Annotated in this window: 14 protein-coding genes; 1 reads left to right on the top strand and 13 read right to left on the bottom strand. The window is 59.5% G+C overall.

Going from position 1 to position 18,454, the window contains the following annotated elements; all coding sequences use genetic code 11:
• Window positions 1–17: 17 nt before the first annotated feature.
• The 13 genes from ACYP2Q_RS05910 to mtnA form a co-directional block, all read right to left on the bottom strand.
• Entirely contained in the window at window positions 18–1,382 is a 1,365-nt protein-coding gene (locus tag ACYP2Q_RS05910) for a phosphohexomutase domain-containing protein (RefSeq protein WP_459729651.1), read from the bottom strand.
• Between the two features lie 122 nt (window positions 1,383–1,504).
• Window positions 1,505–2,947, bottom strand: a complete 1,443-nt coding sequence (locus ACYP2Q_RS05905) for a mannose-1-phosphate guanylyltransferase/mannose-6-phosphate isomerase (RefSeq protein WP_459729650.1) — start codon at window positions 2,945–2,947, stop codon at window positions 1,505–1,507.
• Between the two features lie 422 nt (window positions 2,948–3,369).
• Entirely contained in the window at window positions 3,370–3,609 is a 240-nt protein-coding gene (locus ACYP2Q_RS05900) for a LapA family protein (protein ID WP_459729649.1), read from the bottom strand.
• A gap of 27 nt (window positions 3,610–3,636) precedes the next feature.
• Window positions 3,637–3,933: an integration host factor subunit beta gene (ihfB, locus tag ACYP2Q_RS05895; protein WP_002554561.1), complete on the bottom strand. Its 297-nt coding sequence runs from the start codon at window positions 3,931–3,933 to the stop codon at window positions 3,637–3,639.
• Window positions 3,934–4,034: 101 nt separating this feature from the next.
• Window positions 4,035–4,313, bottom strand: a complete 279-nt coding sequence (locus ACYP2Q_RS05890) for a hypothetical protein (protein WP_459729648.1) — start codon at window positions 4,311–4,313, stop codon at window positions 4,035–4,037.
• A gap of 215 nt (window positions 4,314–4,528) precedes the next feature.
• Entirely contained in the window at window positions 4,529–6,226 is a 1,698-nt protein-coding gene (rpsA, locus tag ACYP2Q_RS05885; RefSeq protein ID WP_046819431.1) for a 30S ribosomal protein S1, read from the bottom strand.
• A 118-nt stretch (window positions 6,227–6,344) separates the two neighbouring features.
• Window positions 6,345–7,034, bottom strand: coding sequence for a (d)CMP kinase (gene cmk / locus ACYP2Q_RS05880; protein ID WP_046819430.1), 690 nt, complete (start codon window positions 7,032–7,034; stop codon window positions 6,345–6,347).
• Window positions 7,031–9,238: a bifunctional prephenate dehydrogenase/3-phosphoshikimate 1-carboxyvinyltransferase gene (locus ACYP2Q_RS05875; RefSeq protein WP_459730080.1), complete on the bottom strand. Its 2,208-nt coding sequence runs from the start codon at window positions 9,236–9,238 to the stop codon at window positions 7,031–7,033. Before ACYP2Q_RS05875 ends, cmk begins: the two co-directional genes overlap by 4 nt.
• 28 nt (window positions 9,239–9,266) lie before the next feature.
• Window positions 9,267–10,379 (bottom strand): histidinol-phosphate transaminase, encoded by a 1,113-nt coding sequence (hisC, locus tag ACYP2Q_RS05870; protein WP_459729647.1) that lies wholly within the window; start codon window positions 10,377–10,379, stop codon window positions 9,267–9,269.
• Window positions 10,380–10,392: 13 nt separating this feature from the next.
• Window positions 10,393–11,487: a prephenate dehydratase gene (gene pheA / locus ACYP2Q_RS05865; RefSeq protein WP_007939916.1), complete on the bottom strand. Its 1,095-nt coding sequence runs from the start codon at window positions 11,485–11,487 to the stop codon at window positions 10,393–10,395.
• On the bottom strand, window positions 11,487–12,572 hold the full coding sequence (serC, locus tag ACYP2Q_RS05860; protein WP_459729646.1) for a 3-phosphoserine/phosphohydroxythreonine transaminase: 1,086 nt from the start codon (window positions 12,570–12,572) through the stop codon (window positions 11,487–11,489). Before serC ends, pheA begins: the two co-directional genes overlap by 1 nt.
• Window positions 12,573–12,802: 230 nt before the next feature.
• Window positions 12,803–15,457, bottom strand: coding sequence for a DNA gyrase subunit A (gene gyrA / locus ACYP2Q_RS05855; RefSeq protein WP_459729645.1), 2,655 nt, complete (start codon window positions 15,455–15,457; stop codon window positions 12,803–12,805).
• A gap of 425 nt (window positions 15,458–15,882) precedes the next feature.
• Entirely contained in the window at window positions 15,883–16,959 is a 1,077-nt protein-coding gene (mtnA, locus tag ACYP2Q_RS05850; RefSeq protein WP_459729644.1) for an S-methyl-5-thioribose-1-phosphate isomerase, read from the bottom strand.
• Between the two features lie 108 nt (window positions 16,960–17,067).
• On the opposite strand from mtnA, the gene ACYP2Q_RS05845 reads away from it, so the two are divergent.
• On the top strand, window positions 17,068–18,402 hold the full coding sequence (locus tag ACYP2Q_RS05845; RefSeq protein WP_459729643.1) for a TRZ/ATZ family hydrolase: 1,335 nt from the start codon (window positions 17,068–17,070) through the stop codon (window positions 18,400–18,402).
• The last annotated feature ends 52 nt before the right edge of the window (window positions 18,403–18,454 follow it).

The raw sequence follows: 18,454 nt of genomic DNA, 5'->3' as shown, positions 1-18,454 counted from the left end.
CGAAGAGCGAAGAGGCATCAGGCCTCTACAATTAGCAACTCGATCTCTTTCAAGCGAGCCCACATCAGGTCCTGATTCCCCTTGGCCTCGACGTTCAGTCGCAACAATGGCTCAGTATTAGAACCCCTCAAGTTGAAACGCCAATCCGCAAACGAGATGCTGATGCCGTCTGTCCTATCGAGCTCAGGATTCTCAGGCAGGTAATGAGCCAATACTTTCTGCAAGGTAGCAGCCACATCTTCAACCCGGTAGTTGATCTCACCGGTGCATGGGTACGCCTCAATACGTTCATCTACCAACTGAGCCAGAGTCTTACCCGTTGTGGACATCAAAGCCGCAACCAACAACCATGGAATCATTCCACTGTCGCAGTACGCAAAGTCACGGAAATAGTGGTGAGCGCTCATCTCCCCACCGTAAACAGCATCCTCGGCCCGCATGCGTTCCTTGATGAAGGCGTGCCCGGTCTTGCTCTGCACCGCAATGCCACCGGCCTGTTGAACTTGTTCGATGGTGTTCCAGGTCAGGCGTGGATCGTGGATGATCTTGCTGCCTGGGTGCTGTTTCAACAGCATCTCTGCCAAGAGACCCACCAGGTAGTACCCTTCGATGAAGCGACCATCGGCATCGAAAAAGAAGCAGCGATCAAAGTCGCCGTCCCAAGCCAGCCCCATATCGCACTGGTTTGCCAGCAACGCCTGGCGCGTCAGCTCGCGGTTTTCCGGAAGCAATGGATTGGGCACGCCGTTAGGAAAGTTTCCATCCGGCTCGTCATTGATAAATACCCACTGAAACGGGAGCTTGGCAGCCAAGGCATGCAATACGGGACCCGCCGCACCGTTGCCCGGGTCTGCGAGGATCTTGAGCGGCTTTAATGTACTCACGTCCACGTAGCCGATGAGATGGTCAATGTAAGCAGTCTTGTCGAAAGCTTCACGAACCAGGCCCGGAGCATCGGCTACGACTCCCAGATCACCGTTTTCCACTCTGACGCGCACTGCATCCAGACCGGTATCACCGCTGATTGGACGGGATTCGGCCTTGACCAGCTTCATGCCGTTATAACCCTTGGGGTTATGGCTGGCGGTGATCATTACACCGCCGTCGACCTTGTAGTGACTGGTGGCGAAGTAGACTTCCTCGGTGCCACAGAGCCCAATGTCGATTACATCGGCACCGGCCTCGGTTATGCCGCGTATCAATGCGGTTGCGAGGGGCGGGCTTTCGAGCCGCATGTCCTGGCCCACAACAAATGTTTTACCTTGCAATTCAGCAACGAGGGCACGCCCTATCCGATAGGCGATTTCTTCATTGAGTTGCGAGGGGACCTGGCCACGGATGTCATAGGCTTTAAAGCATTGCGTCACGATAGGAGGGTACATACTGCTCACTAACTGAAATGTCCAATGCCGCCCGGAGGCGGCAACGGCAAGAATGGACCGCCAGGGCCTGATGCCGCTAGCGCGCTGACCCCGCAAAGCGCGGGATTTCAGGTCCAGTGTCGTTACTTATCGACGCGACCGTAGTTGTCCTCGAAACGAACGATGTCGTCCTCGCCCAGATAATCACCGCTCTGTACTTCGATCAGCACCAGATCAATCACACCCGGGTTTTTCAGGCGGTGTTTGTGACCTGCGCGAATGAAGGTCGATTCATTGGTATGGAGCATCAACTCTTTCTGATCGTTGACGACGACTGCAGTACCGCTGACCACGATCCAGTGCTCACTGCGGTGGTGGTGCATCTGCAGCGACAGGGATGCGCCAGGCTTGACCACGATACGCTTGATCTTGAAGCGCTCACCGTTTTCCAGTGTCGTATAGGTACCCCAGGGACGGTGCACAGTGCGGTGGAGCAAATGTACGGTGTGGCTGGATGCCTTGAGCTGGTTGACGATATGTTTTACGTCTTGTGCGTGATCCTTGTGGGCAATCATCACCGCGTCAGGTGTATCGATCACCAGCAGGTCTTGCACGCCAACCAGCGCAGTCAGGCGCCCTTCACTGTTCACGTAGTTGTTACGCGAGCCGTGGGACAGCACTTCACCTTCAAATCGGTTGCCGTTCTCGTCAGCATCGGTCAATTCACTGACCGCATTCCAGGAGCCGATGTCGCTCCAACCGATATCGCACGGAACGGTAGCTACTTTGGACGAACGTTCCATCAACGCATAATCAATGGAAATATCTGGAACTTCCGCAAACGAGTCTGCATCAAGCGCCAGACAACGGTACTTGTTGGAAGAGGTCAGCCGCGAAACTTCGATCGTTCTGCTAACTGCCTCTACGACTTCCGGAGCATGCTGGCGCAACTCTTCCAGCACCGTGCCCACCCGGAAACAGAACATCCCGGAGTTCCAGAAGTAATTACCTGCGCTGACATAGCTTTGTGCAGTATTCAGATCCGGCTTTTCAACGAAGCGCGCAACCTTCAAACCACCCTTCAGTGGCGCGTCCTTTTGCGCTTCAATGTAACCAAACCCGGTTTCAGGATATGTCGGCTGAATACCGAACGTTACCAGCCAGCCTTCGGCTGCAAGCTTCGTAGCGCTGACCACTGCCTCGGCAAAGGCTTTTTCGTCCTGGATCAGATGGTCGGCAGCCAACACCAGCATCTGCGCATCCGGGCCATGGGTGGCTTCCAGCTGCAGCGCAGCAGCGGCGACGGCAGCCGCTGTATTACGGCCGAAAGGTTCCAGAATATAGCCCTGAGCGAGCTTGGCTTTGTTGACCGCACCGTACTCGTCTTCGGTCTTGAACAGGAGCTCACGGTTGGTCACCGTAAGAATCTCCACAACACCTTCCAGGCATGAAGCGCGCAGGAAGGTTTTCTGGATCAGATTCTGACCATCTGGGAGCTCCATGAACGGCTTGGGATGAGCTTCTCGAGAAACAGGCCACAACCGGCTACCTACTCCACCAGACAAAATTACGGGAATCAGTTCCATGCTCTAAGTCCTTAATCCCCCTTCTGGCAGATGCAACCAGCAAGCGGGGCTCAGTTATGTTTCCAGTCATTCCTGCATCATAGTCTCTAGCAGGATTGACAGCTCTAAGTCGTTCCAAACCTTTTATAGGCTACCCGCAGTCGCTTTTCTGGCGTTCCTGCACGGCTCCTCAACTCTGTGGAGGCTGCTCGGCAATGACGCCCTTCTCAAGAAAAAACAAGTCAACTGAGATCGAAATGTAGCGCCGGACCAGGGTCGAATACTTCTGCTGGCCATTCTACAGCTAGTACTGGGAATTAATAACTCATGCGCCGACAGGAGACAAAAAAATCATTTGAAAACAAATAAATACTACCCCTTCGAGCATCCGAAATTGCAGATCTATCCGACGACGCCATAAGTGATGACTTTGTACAACGCGATCAAACAAGACGCTTGCGCGAGGCTCTGGAGGAGCGTGCCAGCAACCAGCCAATAACCGGACCAATCACCATGCCAGCCAACAACGCAATCACCGTCACCACCGAAACAGGCAGTTGCGGGCCCGCCCATCCCAGGAACAGCAGCGTAACCGATTGCTGGTTCTCGAGAACGAACGCCAGGATTGCCAAAATCAGCAATAGAATGAATACCGCGAGCAATACGCGCTTGAGGTTACGCATCAGCGCCTCCTTGAAGTGCAACTGATATCAAAACCCCTCCTCCTCATCCTCGTTCACACGATCACGCAGTTCCTTACCCGGCTTGAAATGTGGAACGAATTTACCGTCAAGGCTGACGGACTGGCCGGTTTTTGGGTTGCGGCCTACGCGCGGCGCGCGGTAGTGCAAGGAGAAGCTGCCAAAACCACGGATCTCGATACGATCGCCGGTGGCCAGGCATTGGGACATTTGCTCAAGCATGGTCTTGATGGCCAGCTCCACATCCTTGGATGAGAGCAGCCCTTGATGGGTGACAATTCGTTCGATCAACTCCGACTTCGTCATAATTTTCCCTTCTTTTTCAAGCAGCTAGATCAGCGCTTCAAAGGTTTTAGCACGCTCTGACAAATTTGAACAGCCCCATCCCGTACCCTGTTTTTTCTCCTTTACCTGCAAATAACCAGCATCGTCCGCGTGAGAAAGCCCGCAGGATTGAAGCCGAAGAAAAATCCCTCCTCTTCCTTGGCGTCATCTGACCTTGCCACGACTTTATAGCCAGCACCTTTGCATTCTTTGGCTGCGCGCTTTTGACACCGCTCCCATCCCGACCCCAGCCCCGAGCAATCGATCTCGACACCGCTGACCCCACGCACGGCATGCGTTCTTGCACTGGTGGCACACCCTGCCAATGCCAGCACCGCTATGACGACTACGAGCCTTTTCATTCACATCCTTATGCCAGGCACTCTGCCTGACCGTCGTTTACCCCAAGCTAAGACTAGCTGCAAATAAGCGATTGATCCCACTAAAGAAACAGACAGTTTTGGCGAATTAATGTTTCGCGGCTTGCGCACAGAAGATCGTGACCAAGGGACAGGGACCAAATTTCAGGCACAAAAAAGGGCGACCGAAGTCGCCCTTTTTTACAGAAAGTCAGAACTTAGTTCTGTTTTTCCGCTTGTGCAGCACGCAGCAGGTCACCCAGGGTGGTGGCTACTGGAGCATCCGAACCAGCTTGCGGCTTGTCGCGCAGGCTTTGGATGGCTTCTTTCTCTTCTTCAACGTCTTTCGACTTGATCGAGAGCTGGATTACGCGGCTCTTGCGATCAACGCTGATGATCTTGGCTTCTACTTCTTCGCCTTCTTTCAGAACGTTGCGCGCGTCTTCAACGCGGTCACGGCTGATTTCGGAGGCTTTCAGAGTCGCTTCGATATCGTCGGCCAGGGTGATGATGGCGCCTTTGGCGTCAACTTCTTTCACGATGCCCTTAACGATTGCGCCTTTGTCGTTCTCTTGAACGTACTCGGAGAACGGATCGCTTTCCAGTTGCTTGATGCCCAGGGAGATGCGCTCGCGCTCTGGGTCAACCGACAGGATAACGGTGTCCAGCTCGTCGCCCTTCTTGAAACGACGAACAGCTTCTTCGCCAACTTCGTTCCAGGAGATGTCGGACAGGTGAACCAGGCCGTCGATGCCGCCGTCCAGACCAATGAAGATACCGAAATCGGTGATCGACTTGATGGTGCCGGAGATTTTATCGCCCTTGTTGAACTGGCCAGAGAAATCTTCCCATGGGTTAGATTTGCACTGCTTGATGCCCAGGGAGATACGACGACGCTCTTCGTCGATGTCCAGAACCATAACTTCCACTTCGTCGCCGACTTGTACGACTTTCGAAGGGTGGATGTTCTTGTTGGTCCAGTCCATTTCGGAAACGTGTACCAGACCTTCAACGCCTTCTTCCAGCTCAGCGAAGCAGCCGTAGTCGGTCAGGTTGGTTACACGAGCGGTAACGCGAGTGCTTTCTGGGTAACGGGCTTTGATAGCAACCCATGGATCTTCGCCCAGTTGCTTCAGGCCCAGGGAAACACGATTGCGCTCGCGATCGTACTTCAGAACCTTGACATCGATCTCGTCGCCAACGTTGACGATTTCGGAAGGATGCTTGATACGCTTCCAAGCCATGTCGGTAATGTGCAGCAGGCCATCGACGCCACCCAGATCGACGAATGCGCCGTAATCGGTGAGGTTCTTGACGATACCTTTGACTTGCTGGCCTTCCTGCAGGGATTCCAGCAGAGCTTCGCGCTCGGCGGAGTTCTCGGCTTCCAGGACGCTACGACGGGAAACGACAACGTTGTTGCGCTTCTGGTCCAGCTTGATGACCTTGAATTCCAGCTCTTTGCCTTCCAGGTGCGTGGTGTCGCGCACTGGACGGACGTCAACCAGAGAACCTGGCAGGAACGCACGGATGCCGTTAACGTCGACAGTGAAGCCGCCTTTAACCTTACCGTTGATAACGCCCTTGACCACTTCTTCGGCTGCGAAGGCTGCTTCCAGAACAATCCAGCATTCAGCGCGCTTGGCTTTTTCACGGGACAGCTTGGTTTCGCCAAAGCCGTCTTCTACCGAGTCCAGCGCAACGTGAACTTCGTCACCGACGTTGATAGTCAGGTCGCCAGCGTCGTTGTAGAACTGCTCAAGCGGGATGAGTGCTTCAGACTTCAGGCCAGCGTGAACGGTTACCCAGCGAGCTTGGTAATCGATATCAACGATAACACCGGTGATGATGGAGCCTGCCTGAAGGTTCAGGGTTTTTAGGCTTTCTTCAAAGAGTTCCGCAAAGCTTTCGCTCATTTTAATTCCTGTTGATGAGGGCGAAGAATACGCCCATCTCCACACCCCAGACGGTGTGGGTTAGTTTCATTTAGAAGAAGCACCACAGGACTATGACTGGTCCCCTGCAGCCTTCTTGTCACCCGGCGATATCGCGAATGGCGATCTCGCTCATGATGCGTTCCAGCACCTGGTCGATGGATAATTCCGTGGAATCCAGCTGTATGGCGTCAGCCGCCGGCTTGAGCGGGGCTACCGCTCGCTGGGTGTCACGCTCGTCGCGAGCACGTATCTCATCTAGCAGACTAGACAGACTAACACCCTCGACCTTGCCCTTCAACTGCAAATATCGACGACGTGCCCGCTCCTCGGCGCTGGCGGTCAGGAAAATCTTCAGCGGCGCATCCGGAAACACCACCGTGCCCATGTCGCGACCGTCGGCCACCAGGCCCGGCGCTTCCTGGAAAGCACGCTGGCGCTGCAGCAGCGCCTCACGCACCGCGGGCAATGCAGCCACCTGGGAGGCACCCGAGCCGACGCTTTCGGTACGGATCACATCGCTGACTTCGTCACCTTCCAGGATGATGCGCTGCAGTTGACCTTCGGTCGCCGCGATGAACTGCACATCCAGGTGAGCGGCCAGTTTCTTCAGCAGCTCTTCATTGGTCAGGTCGACGCCGTGGTTGTGGGCAGCGAATGCCAACAGGCGGTAGAGCGCACCGGAATCCAGCAGGTTCCAGCCCAGGCGCCTGGCCAGTATCCCGGCTATGGTGCCTTTGCCCGAGCCGCTTGGCCCATCAATGGTAATGACCGGTGCAATGCTCTTCACGACTGAGCCTCTTGGGCAACGCGGATTCCAACCTGCGCGCACAGCGCGAGGAAGTTGGGGAACGAGGTCGCGACGTTGGCGCAGTCATGGATGCGGATCGGCGCAGTGGCGCGCAGCGAGGCAACGCTGAAGGCCATGGCAATCCGATGGTCGCCGTGACCATGGACTTCACCGCCACCGATCGAACCGCCGTCGATGATGATGCCATCCGGGGTCGGTTCACACTTGACGCCAAGCGCCAGCAAGCCGTCCGCCATGACCTGGATCCGGTCCGACTCCTTGACCCGCAGCTCTTCGGCGCCACGCAGCACGGTACGCCCCTCGGCGCAGGCAGCGGCGACGAACAACACCGGGAACTCGTCGATCGCCAACGGAACCAGCGCCTCGGGAATCTCGATACCCTTGAGTTTAGCTGCTCGTACGCGCAGGTCCGCTACCGGCTCTCCGCCGACTTCACGCTGGTTTTCCAGGGTGATGTCTGCGCCCATCAGGCGCAGGATGTCGATCACGCCGGTGCGGGTCGGGTTGATGCCGACGTGCTCCAGCACCAGCTCCGAACCTTCGGCGATCGACGCAGCCACCAGGAAGAACGCCGACGACGAAATGTCGCCCGGCACTTCGATGTGGGTCGCGGCCAGCTTGTTGCCGGACTCGACCGATGCGGTGGCTCCGTCGACGCTGACCGGGTAGCCGAAGCCGCGCAGCATGCGCTCGGTGTGGTCGCGAGTCGGTGCAGGCTCGGTGACGGTGGTCTTGCCTTCGGCGTACAGACCCGCCAGCAGCAGACAGGATTTAACCTGGGCACTGGCCATCGGCATGGTGTAGGTCAGGCCCTTGAGTTTGTTGCCACCACGAATGGTCATCGGCGGACGGCCTTCAGCGGCGGTCTCGATCACGGCGCCCATCTCACGCAGCGGGTTGGCCACGCGATTCATCGGGCGCTTGGACAGCGAAGCGTCACCTGTCAGGGTGCTGTCGAAGTCCTGTGCCGCCAGCAAGCCGGACAACAGGCGCATCGAGGTACCGGAGTTGCCCAGGTAGATCGGGCCCGGCGCTGGTTTCAGGCCATGCAGGCCAACACCGTGAATGGTCACACGACCATGGTGCGGGCCTTCGATGACCACGCCCATGTCACGGAACGCCTGCAGGGTCGCCAGGGCGTCTTCGCCCTCGAGGAAGCCTTCGACTTCGGTGACGCCTTCGGCCAGGGAGCCCAGCATGATCGAACGGTGGGAAATCGACTTGTCACCTGGTACGCGAATCCGACCGGACAGGCGGCCACCAGGTTGAGCCAGGAAAATCAGATCGTTGGAATTCATAGCGTCCACATAGGCCCGACGGGCCAGGATTTTACTGAAATGCTCGCGGGCAACCCGGGCGCGGGTGAAAACGCCCAACAATTGGTGCCCATCCCCTGCATCGACCGCGTCGCGCAAGGCGTCGAGGTCGCTGCGAAATGTATCGAGTGTGCGCAGGACAGCTTCGCGGTTGGCGAGGAAGATGTCATGCCACATGACCGGGTCGCTCCCGGCGATTCTCGTGAAATCGCGGAAACCGCCCGCAGCGTAACGGAAGATCTCAAGATTTTCATTGCGCTTGGCCAGCGAGTCGACCAGGCCAAATGCCAGCAGGTGCGGCAGATGACTGGTGGCCGCCAACACTTCGTCGTGGCGCTCGACCTGCATGTGCTCGACATCGGCGCCCAGCTCGCGCCACAGGCGATCGACCACGGCCAGGGCTTGCGGATCGGTCTGCTCCAGCGGCGTCAGGATCACTTTATGGCGACGGAACAGTTCGCCATTGGAAGCTTCTACCCCGCTCTGCTCGGAACCGGCGATCGGGTGGCCCGGCACGAAACGCGCCGGCATGCCGCCAAAAGCTTCGCACGCCGCACGCACGACATTGCCCTTGGCGCTGCCGACGTCAGTCAGGATCGCTTGCCCCAGATCCATGCTGGCCAAACGGCCGAGCATTTTTTCCATGGCGAGGATCGGCACAGCCAGCTGGATCACGTCGGCGCCCTGGCAAGCCACCGCCAGGTCATCTTCGCAACGATCCACCACGCCCAGCTCAACCGCCAGTTTGCGCGACTGTGGGTCGAGGTCGACCCCGACCACTTCGCGGCACAGGCCACTTTCACGCAAACCCTTGGCAAACGAACCGCCGATCAACCCCAGGCCGACCACCACCAGGCGTCCGATCATGGGCTCAGCAGATTGCAATGCAGTGACATCAACCACGGGCCAGGACCTTGGCCAGCGCCTCGAGGAAGCGGCTGTTTTCCGCCGGCAGGCCAATGGTGATGCGCAGGTGGTTCGGCATGCCGTAGTTGGCCACCGGACGCACGATCACGCCTTCGCGCAGCAGTCCCTGGAAGACCGGGGCCGCCACCTGAGCGAGGTCAACGCAAATGAAGTTGCCTTTGGATGGAATCCAGGCCAGTCCCAGATCACGGAAACCCGCTTCCAGTTGCTGCATGCCGGACTCATTCAAACGACGGCTTTCAGCCAGGTATTCGGCGTCCTGCAGCGCAGCGCAAGCAGCGGCCAAGGCCAGGCTGTTGACGTTGAACGGCTGGCGCACGCGGTTCAGCACATCGGCCACCACGGCGGTGGACAAGCCATAGCCGACGCGCAACGCCGCCAGGCCGTAGGCCTTGGAGAACGTGCGCGAAACCAGCAGGTTCGGGTAAGCCGCGAGGAAGTCCAGGCCGTCCGGCAGGTCGCTGCCTTCGGCGTATTCGATGTAGGCCTCGTCCAGCACCACCAGCACGTGCTCCGGCACGTCCTGGAGGAATTCGTCCAGCGCCTCGGTATCGAACCAGGTCCCGGTCGGGTTGTTCGGGTTGGCGATGAAGACCACACGAGTATTGGCGTCGATGGCCGCGAGCATCGCAGGCAGGTCATGCCCCCAGTCCTTGGCCGGGATCACTTTGGCCTGGGCGCCGACGGCCTGGGTCACGATCGGGTAGACCGCAAACGCATGCTCGCTGAACACCGCGTTGAGGCCCGGCGCCAGGTACGCGCGGGCGACCAGCTCCAGGATGTCGTTGGAACCATTGCCCAACGTCACCTGGCTCAGTTCGACACGGCACTGCTCGGCCAGCAAGGTCTTGAGCGCAAAGCCGTTACCGTCCGGATAACGGGTCAGTTCGGCCAGCGCATCACGGATGGCGGCCAGGGCCTTGGGGCTGGGGCCCATCGGGTTTTCATTGCTTGCCAGCTTGACGATGCTGGCCGGATCGAGATCCAGCTCACGCGCCAGTTCGTCCACGGGCTTGCCCGGAACGTATGGCGAAAGTTGTTGCACGCCCGGCTGTGCCAGAGCGAGGAAATTGCCACTCATTTGCTACCGCCCCTTAGAGAACTGCTTTCGGGTAGGAACCCAGCACTTTGAGTGCCACTGCTTCCTGACTGATCTTTTCCAGCACACCTTTTACCAGCGGATCGCGGTGGTGGCCGACAAAGTCGATGAAGAACACGTAGGTCCATTTGCCGCTGCGCGAGGGACGAGTCTCGATTCGCGTCAGGTCGATGCCGTTGTCATGGAACGGCACCAGCAATTCGTGCAGCGCGCCCGGCTTGTTGCTCATCGAGACGATGATCGACGTCTTGTCGTCGCCGGTCGGCGGCACTTCCTGGTTACCGATCATGAGGAAGCGCGTGGAGTTGTCCGGACGGTCCTCGATCTTCTCGGCCAGACGGGTCAGCCCGTAGAGGCCGGCCGCCATGTCACCGGCAATCGCTGCCGAGTTCCACTCACCCTTGACCCGCTTGGCCGCTTCGGCGTTGCTGGAAACCGCCACGCGCTCGACATTCGGGTAATGGGCGTCCAGCCACTTGCGGCACTGGGCCAGGGACTGGGCATGGGAGTAGATGCGGCTGATGCTGTCGGTCTTGGTGTTTTCGCCAACCAACAGGTGATGGTGAATCCGCAGCTCGACTTCACCGCAGATCACCATGTCGTGCTCAAGGAAGCTGTCGAGGGTGTGGTTGACCGCGCCTTCGGTGGAGTTTTCCACCGGGACCACGCCAAAGTTCACTGCACCGGCCGCCACTTCGCGGAACACTTCGTCGATGGCCGCCATCGGCTTGCTGATCACGGCGTGGCCGAAGTGCTTCATGGCCGCCGCCTGGGTGAAGGTGCCTTCAGGGCCGAGGTACGCCACTTTAAGCGGCTGCTCGAGTGCCAGGCACGAGGACATGATTTCGCGGAACAGCCGCGCCATCTCTTCGTTGCCCAGCGGCCCCTGGTTGCGCTCCATGACTCGCTTGAGCACCTGAGCTTCGCGCTCGGGACGATAGAACACCGGCACTTCGCCTTCGGCCAGCGAGGCCATCTTTACTCGCGCAACTTCCTGGGCGCAACGTGCGCGCTCACTGATCAGCTCCAGGACTTTTTCGTCCAGGGCATCAATGCGCAGGCGCAGTGCCTTGAGTTCTTGCTCAGACATTAGCCGTGTTCCTTCTCGAACTCTGCCATGTACGCCACCAGCGCGTTGATCGCATTGATGTCGACGGCGTTATAGATGGAGGCGCGCATGCCACCCACGGAGCGGTGGCCCTTGAGGTTCAGCAGGCCACGCTCGTCGGCACCGGCCAGGAACGGCTTGTCCAGACGGTCGTCTGCCAGGCGGAACGGCACGTTCATCCACGAGCGGTCCGACTTGTTGATCGGGTTGCTGTAGAGGCCGCTGGCGTCGATGAAGTCGTACAGCGTGCGCTGCTTGACGTCATTGAGCTTGCCGATGGCCTCGACACCGCCCTGCTCCTTGAGCCACTCGAACACCAGGCCGGACAGGTACCAGGCCAGGGTCGGCGGAGTGTTGTACATCGAGCCGTTGTCGGCCGCGACCTTGTAGTCGAGCATGGTCGGGCACTGGGAACGGGCGTGACCCAGCAGGTCTTCACGCACGATGTTGACCACGATGCCGCTCGGGCCGATGTTCTTCTGGGCGCCGGCGTAGATCATGCCGAAGCGCGAGACATCCACAGGACGCGAGAGGATGTCCGAGGACATGTCGGCCACCAATGGCACGTCACCGGTCTCGGGAATCCACTGGAATTCCAGACCGCCGATGGTTTCGTTCGGGGCGTAGTGAACGTAGGCCGCGTCTTTCGACAGCTTCCATTCGTTCTGGCCGGGAATGGCGAAGTAGTCGTACGGCTTGGCGGTGGCGGCAACATTGACGCGGCCAAAGCGCGACGCTTCTTCGATGGCTTTCTGCGACCAGATACCGGTGTCGATATAGTCCGCGCAGCCGTTTTCCGGCAACAGGTTCAGGGGAATCTGGGCAAATTGCTGGCTGGCGCCACCTTGCAGGAACAGCACCTTATAGTTCGAGGGGATATTCAGCAGATCACGCAGATCCTGCTCGGCCTTGGTGGCGATGGACACGAACTCATCGCTGCGATGGCTCATTTCCATGACCGACAGGCCCTTGCCGTGCCAGTCGAGGAGTTCACCCTGGGCGCGCTGCAGGACAGCTTCGGGAAGCGCCGCAGGACCGGCACAGAAGTTATAGGCTCTCTTGCTCACATCCAATCTCGCTCTGATTTGGTGGTATCACGCAATAAATCGCAACATCAATCAACACCCTGTAGGAGCGAGCCTGCTCGCGAAAAACCCGAGGACGCCGCGGGATGCCAGGCCTCCCGCGTTATCGTTAACGTCCATCGCGAGCGAGCTCGCTCCTACAGAAGGGACATAATTATTCAAAGGGACAAACAACAAGGGGGCGAATTTTCATCCGCCCCCTGTTTACCCGCTTATTCCTGTGGTTCTTCGTCAGCGGCGGCGTCGAGTTGCTGGTCCTCGACGATGTCGTCGATCACGACATTGCCTTCGAACCCGGCACCTTCTTCGCCTTCCAGCTCTTCACCTTCGACTTCCGACGGCTCCTGGACCCGCTCCAGGCCGACCAGCGTTTCATCGCTGGCCAGCTTGATCAGGGTCACGCCCTGGGTGTTACGACCCAGGCTGGAGACTTCGTCGACACGGGTACGCACCAGGGTACCCTGGTCGGAAATCAGCATGATCTCCTCGCCATCGAGCACCTGGACCGCGCCGACCAGACGGCCATTACGATCGTTGCTGACCATGGCGATCACGCCCTGGCCGCCACGCTTGTACTCAGGGAACTCGGTGATCGCGGTGCGCTTGCCGTAGCCACGCGCCGAAGCGGTGAGGATCTGGCTGCCTTCTTCCGGGATCAGCATGGAAATCAGCTTCTGCCCTTCCGGCAGACGCATGCCGCGCACACCGCGGGCGGTACGGCCCATGGCGCGAACATCGGATTCCTTGAAGCGAGTGACCTTGCCGCCGTCGGAGAACAGCATGACTTCGCGCTCGCCATCGGTAATGGCCGCGGAAATCAGCACATCGCCTTCGTCCAGCTCCAACGCGATCAGGCCGACGCTGCGTTGACGGCTGAAGGATTCCAGCGGGGTCTTCTTCACGGTGCCGTTGGCGGTGGCCATGAAGATGAAGTGACCTTCGGTGTATTCCTCGACCGGCAGCATGGTGGTGATGTATTCACCGTCATCCAGTGGCAGCAGGTTGACCAGCGGACGACCACGGGCCGCGCGGGATGCTTCAGGGATTTCGTAGGTTTTCAGCCAGTACACCTTGCCCTTGCTGGAGAACAGCAGCAGCGTGGTATGGCTATTGGCAACCAGCAGGTGAGCGATGTAGTCCTCATCCTTGACGCCGGTCGCCGACTTGCCTTTACCGCCACGACGCTGGGCCTGGTACGCAGCCAGTGGCTGGGTCTTGGCATAACCACCGTGGGAGATGGTCACGACGCGATCTTCTTCCGGGATCATGTCGCCCAGGGTCAGGTCGAGACGGGCATCGAGGATCTCGGTGCGACGCACGTCGCCGTATTCGGCGCGGATCACTTCCAGCTCTTCGCGGATCACTTCCATCAGGCGCGTGGCGCTGTTGAGGATGCGGATCAGCTCGCCGATCTGGTTGAGGATCTCTTGATACTCGGCCAGCAGTTTTTCGTGTTCCAGGCCGGTCAGGCGGTGCAGGCGCAGTTCCAGGATGGCCTGGGCCTGCTCTGGCGACAGGAAGTACTTGCCGTCGCGCAGGCCGTATTGCGGGTCGAGGTTTTCCGGACGGCACGAATCGGCGCCGGCACGTTCGACCATCGCAACCACCGCAGTCGATTCCCAAGGCGTGCTGATCAGCGCTTCCTTGGCTTCCGACGGGGTTGGCGAAGCCTTGATCAGGGCGATGACCGGGTCGATGTTCGACAGGGCAACCGCTTGACCTTCCAGGATGTGACCACGTTCGCGCGCCTTGCGCAGTTCGAACACGGTACGGCGGGTAACGACTTCGCGACGGTGGCGGACGAAGGCTTCCAGCAGGTCCTTGAGGTTCAGGATGCGTGGACGGCCGTCGATCAGCGCGACGATGTTGATGCCGAATACCGCCTGCAGCTGGGTCTGGGCGTAGAGGTTATTGAGGATCACCTCAGGCACTTCGCCACGACGCAGCTCGATCACGACGCGCATACCGTCCTTGTCGGACTCGTCGCGCAGTTCGGTGATGCCTTCGAGTTTCTTCTCTTTTACCAGCTCGGCGATCTTCTCGATCAGACGGGCCTTGTTCAGCTGGTAAGGCAGTTCGGTGATGACGATCTGCTGGCGACCACCGACCTTGTCGATGTCTTCGATCATCGAGCGGGCGCGCATGTAAATGCGTCCGCGACCGGTGCGGTAGGCTTCGATGATACCGGCACGACCGTTGATGATCGCGGCGGTCGGGAAGTCCGGACCAGGGATGTATTGCATCAGCTCGTCGACGGTCAGCTCGGGATTGTCGATGAGCGCCAGGCAACCGTCGATGACTTCACCGAGGTTGTGCGGCGGAATGTTGGTCGCCATGCCCACGGCGATACCGCTGGAGCCGTTGACCAGCAGGTTGGGAATACGGGTCGGCATGACCGCCGGGATCATTTCGGTGCCGTCGTAGTTCGGCACCCAGTCCACGGTTTCCTTATGCAGGTCGGCCAGCAGCTCGTGCGCCAGCTTGGTCATGCGCACTTCGGTGTATCGCATGGCCGCGGCGTTGTCGCCGTCCACCGAACCGAAGTTGCCCTGGCCGTCTACCAGCAGGTAGCGCAGGGAGAATGGCTGCGCCATCCGAACGATGGTGTCGTACACCGCGGTATCACCGTGCGGGTGATACTTACCGATCACGTCACCGACAACACGGGCAGATTTCTTGTACGGCTTGTTGAAGTCGTTGCCCAGCTCGCTCATCGCGAACAGCACGCGCCGGTGCACGGGCTTCAAGCCATCGCGCGCATCCGGCAGTGCCCGCCCGACAATTACGCTCATCGCGTAGTCGAGATAGGACTGCTTCAGCTCGTCTTCGATATTGACCGGGAGGATTTCTTTGGCCAGTTCGCCCATGAGAAGCCTGATTCCTTTTTCTGGTGAAACTTCGTCACATCCATATGGGACGAACGAAGCTCGCCGCTGCAGGCTGAGTGCCGTGCACCGACTTACGACAAATCAACGAGTTATGCCATGGATCTGCGCAGTAAAGGTCGCCCCGCGGGACAACCTTGGAAACCGCCGGATGTTATCACAAGAGCCGCCACGCACCTATCCCCCTGATGCGCATGGAGCATAGTTAGTTGACCGATGACAGGCTTGAAGGGGATCTGAGAGGCTTAGAGCCGAGTTGAATGCTGAATTGGGGGTTGATTCAGGCTAATTCACTGGCTTTCAGGGCCTCTTCGCGGGCAAGCCCGCTCCTACAGGGATCTGTGTCGATCACAAACCCTGTGGGAGCCAGCCTGCTGGCGATGGCGTCCTTTCGAACACCACGGCAATCAATGCAGGCGCTTGCGGCACATCAACTGGGTCATCTTCGCCGTATCCGGGCGCTCGACGATGCCTTTTTCGGTGACGATCGCATCGATCAGGTCCGCCGGGGTCACATCGAACACCGGGTTGAACGCATCGACATCGGCGCCGAGCCGCTGGCCGCCCACCTCCAGCAACTCACGCCCGTCCCGCTCCTCGAGCACGATGTCGTCGCCACTGGCCAGGTTCATGTCGATGGTCGAGCTCGGCGCCACCACCATGAAGCGCACGCCGTGGTGCATGGCATTGACCGCCATTTGATAGGTGCCGATCTTGTTGGCCACGTCGCCATTGGCTGTAATGCGGTCCGCGCCGACGACGACCCAGGTGACACCCTTGATCTTCATGATGTGCGCCGCGGCGGAGTCGGCATGCAGGGTCACCGGAATGCCTTCGTTGGCCAGCTCCCAGGCCGTCAGTCGCGAGCCTTGCAGCCATGGACGGGTTTCGCTGGCATACACGCGCTCGACCATGCCCTCGATGAAGGCACCGCGAATCACCCCCAGCGCCGTGCCAAAGCCACCGGTGGCCAGGGCGCCGGTGTTGCAGTGGGTCATGATCGCCTGGGCGTTGCCCTGGTGTTTGCGGATCAGGTCGACACCCAGTTGCGCCATGGTCAGGTTGGCTTCGCGGTCGCTTTCATGAATGGCCAAGGCTTCGGCTTCCAGCATAGCCAACGGGTCCGCGTGTTTTTTCAGGCGATCCAGACGCTCGCGCATGCGACCCAGTGCCCAGAACAGGTTGACCGCGGTCGGACGGGAATCGGCGAGCAGCGCAAAATCCTCCTCCAGCGCCGCCTGCCAGTGGCCGCCCTCGGCAAAACGGGCACGCGCGGCCAGTACAACACCATAGGCGGAACTGATGCCAATGGCGGGCGCGCCGCGCACCACCATCGTGCGTATGGCCTCGGCCACTGCTGCCGCACTGGTGCAGGCGATCCAGGTTTCCTCGAACGGTAGAACACGCTGGTCCAGCAGGTACAGGGTGCCATCACGCCAATCGATGGCCTTCACCTTCTCAGCAGCCAACAGTCGATCGCGCATCAAACACCCCGCAGTCAGAAACAAAAGCCGCCGATTATAGCGATCCCCCGGCGAAGACGCTCGGGTATACTTCGCCATCCTTTACAAAAGCCCTGGAACCGATCCTCGATGCCCAACACTGCCCCTGCGCTCGATCTGTTGTTGCTGCCGACCTGGCTGGTACCCGTCGAACCCGCTGGCGTCGTGCTCAAGGATCATGCCCTGGGCATCCGCGATGGGCGCATCGCCTTCATCGGTCCACGCAGCGCTGCCCTGCAGCTTAACGCAACCGAAGTGCGCGAATTGCCGGACATCCTGCTCAGCCCCGGCCTGGTCAATGCCCATGGGCATGCGGCAATGACCCTGTTCCGCGGCCTGGCCGACGATCTGCCGCTGATGACCTGGCTGGAAAACCACATCTGGCCGGCCGAAGCCAAGTGGGTCGACGAGGATTTCGTCAGCGACGGCACGGACCTGGCCATTGCCGAGCAACTCAAGGGCGGCATCACCTGTTTCTCTGACATGTATTTCTTCCCGAAGGTTGCCAGCGAGCGTGTCCATAACAGCGGCATTCGCGGGCAAATCGCGATTCCGATCCTCGACTTCCCGATCCCGGGCGCCAGCACGGCGGACGAGGCGATCCGCCAGGGCGTCGAGTTGTTTGGCGACCTCAAGCATCATGAGCGCATCAAAATCACCTTCGGCCCCCATGCACCCTACACCGTGGGCGATGAAAACCTGGAGAAAATCCGGGTGATCGCCGAAGAGCTCGACGCGTCGATCCACATGCATGTGCATGAAACCGCCTTCGAAGTGCAGCAGGCGCTCGAACAGCGTGGCGAACGCCCGCTGGCCCGCCTGGCGCGCCTGGGCTTGCTGGGGCCGCGCTTCCAGGCGGTTCATATGACCCAGATCAGCGAGGAAGACCTGGCGATGCTGGTAGAAAGCAACACCCATGTCATTCACTGCCCGGAGTCAAACCTGAAGCTGGCCAGCGGTTTCTGCCCGGTGGAGCGCTTGTGGCAGGCCGGCGTCAACGTGGCCATCGGCACCGACGGCGCCGCCAGCAACAATGACCTGGACCTGCTGGGCGAAACCCGCACCGCCGCCCTGCTGGCCAAGGCCGTCGCGGGCTCGGCCACGGCACTGGGCGCCCACAGCGCCCTGCGCATGGCCACCCTCAACGGTGCACGCGCACTGGGGATCGAAGCCGAGGTGGGCTCGCTGGAAGTCGGCAAGGCCGCCGACATCGTCGCGTTCGACCTCTCGGGCCTGGCCCAGCAGCCGGTCTACGACCCGGTTTCGCAGCTTATATATGCATCCGGTCGCGATTGCGTGAAACACCTATGGGTCGCGGGCAGGCAACTGCTCGACGACCGCCGCCTGACGCGAATGGACGAACAGCAACTCGTCGCCACCGCCAAGGCCTGGGGCCAGCGCATCAGCGGCCGCAAAGAATCGTAAGCCCCCCGGACTCAACCCGGGGCTACAGGATTTTTCAAGTTTTAGAGGACTT

The organism is Pseudomonas sp. MHK4, from assembly GCF_054600775.1.
This window is presented reverse-complemented; position numbering and strand designations above follow the sequence as displayed.

What these genes read in the sequence shown, in the direction of transcription:
- ACYP2Q_RS05910 (WP_459729651.1), bottom strand. Translation starts at nt 1,382, where the DNA reads ATGTACCCTCCTATCGTGACGCAATGCTTTAAAGCCTATGACATCCGT.
- ACYP2Q_RS05905 (WP_459729650.1), bottom strand. Translation starts at nt 2,947, where the DNA reads ATGGAACTGATTCCCGTAATTTTGTCTGGTGGAGTAGGTAGCCGGTTG.
- ACYP2Q_RS05900 (WP_459729649.1), bottom strand. Translation starts at nt 3,609, where the DNA reads ATGCGTAACCTCAAGCGCGTATTGCTCGCGGTATTCATTCTATTGCTG.
- ihfB (WP_002554561.1), bottom strand. Translation starts at nt 3,933, where the DNA reads ATGACGAAGTCGGAGTTGATCGAACGAATTGTCACCCATCAAGGGCTG.
- ACYP2Q_RS05890 (WP_459729648.1), bottom strand. Translation starts at nt 4,313, where the DNA reads ATGAAAAGGCTCGTAGTCGTCATAGCGGTGCTGGCATTGGCAGGGTGT.
- rpsA (WP_046819431.1), bottom strand. Translation starts at nt 6,226, where the DNA reads ATGAGCGAAAGCTTTGCGGAACTCTTTGAAGAAAGCCTAAAAACCCTG.
- ACYP2Q_RS05875 (WP_459730080.1), bottom strand. Translation starts at nt 9,238, where the DNA reads ATGATCGGACGCCTGGTGGTGGTCGGCCTGGGGTTGATCGGCGGTTCG.
- hisC (WP_459729647.1), bottom strand. Translation starts at nt 10,379, where the DNA reads ATGAGTGGCAATTTCCTCGCTCTGGCACAGCCGGGCGTGCAACAACTT.
- pheA (WP_007939916.1), bottom strand. Translation starts at nt 11,487, where the DNA reads ATGTCTGAGCAAGAACTCAAGGCACTGCGCCTGCGCATTGATGCCCTG.
- gyrA (WP_459729645.1), bottom strand. Translation starts at nt 15,457, where the DNA reads ATGGGCGAACTGGCCAAAGAAATCCTCCCGGTCAATATCGAAGACGAG.
- mtnA (WP_459729644.1), bottom strand. Translation starts at nt 16,959, where the DNA reads ATGCGCGATCGACTGTTGGCTGCTGAGAAGGTGAAGGCCATCGATTGG.
- ACYP2Q_RS05845 (WP_459729643.1), top strand. Translation starts at nt 17,068, where the DNA reads ATGCCCAACACTGCCCCTGCGCTCGATCTGTTGTTGCTGCCGACCTGG.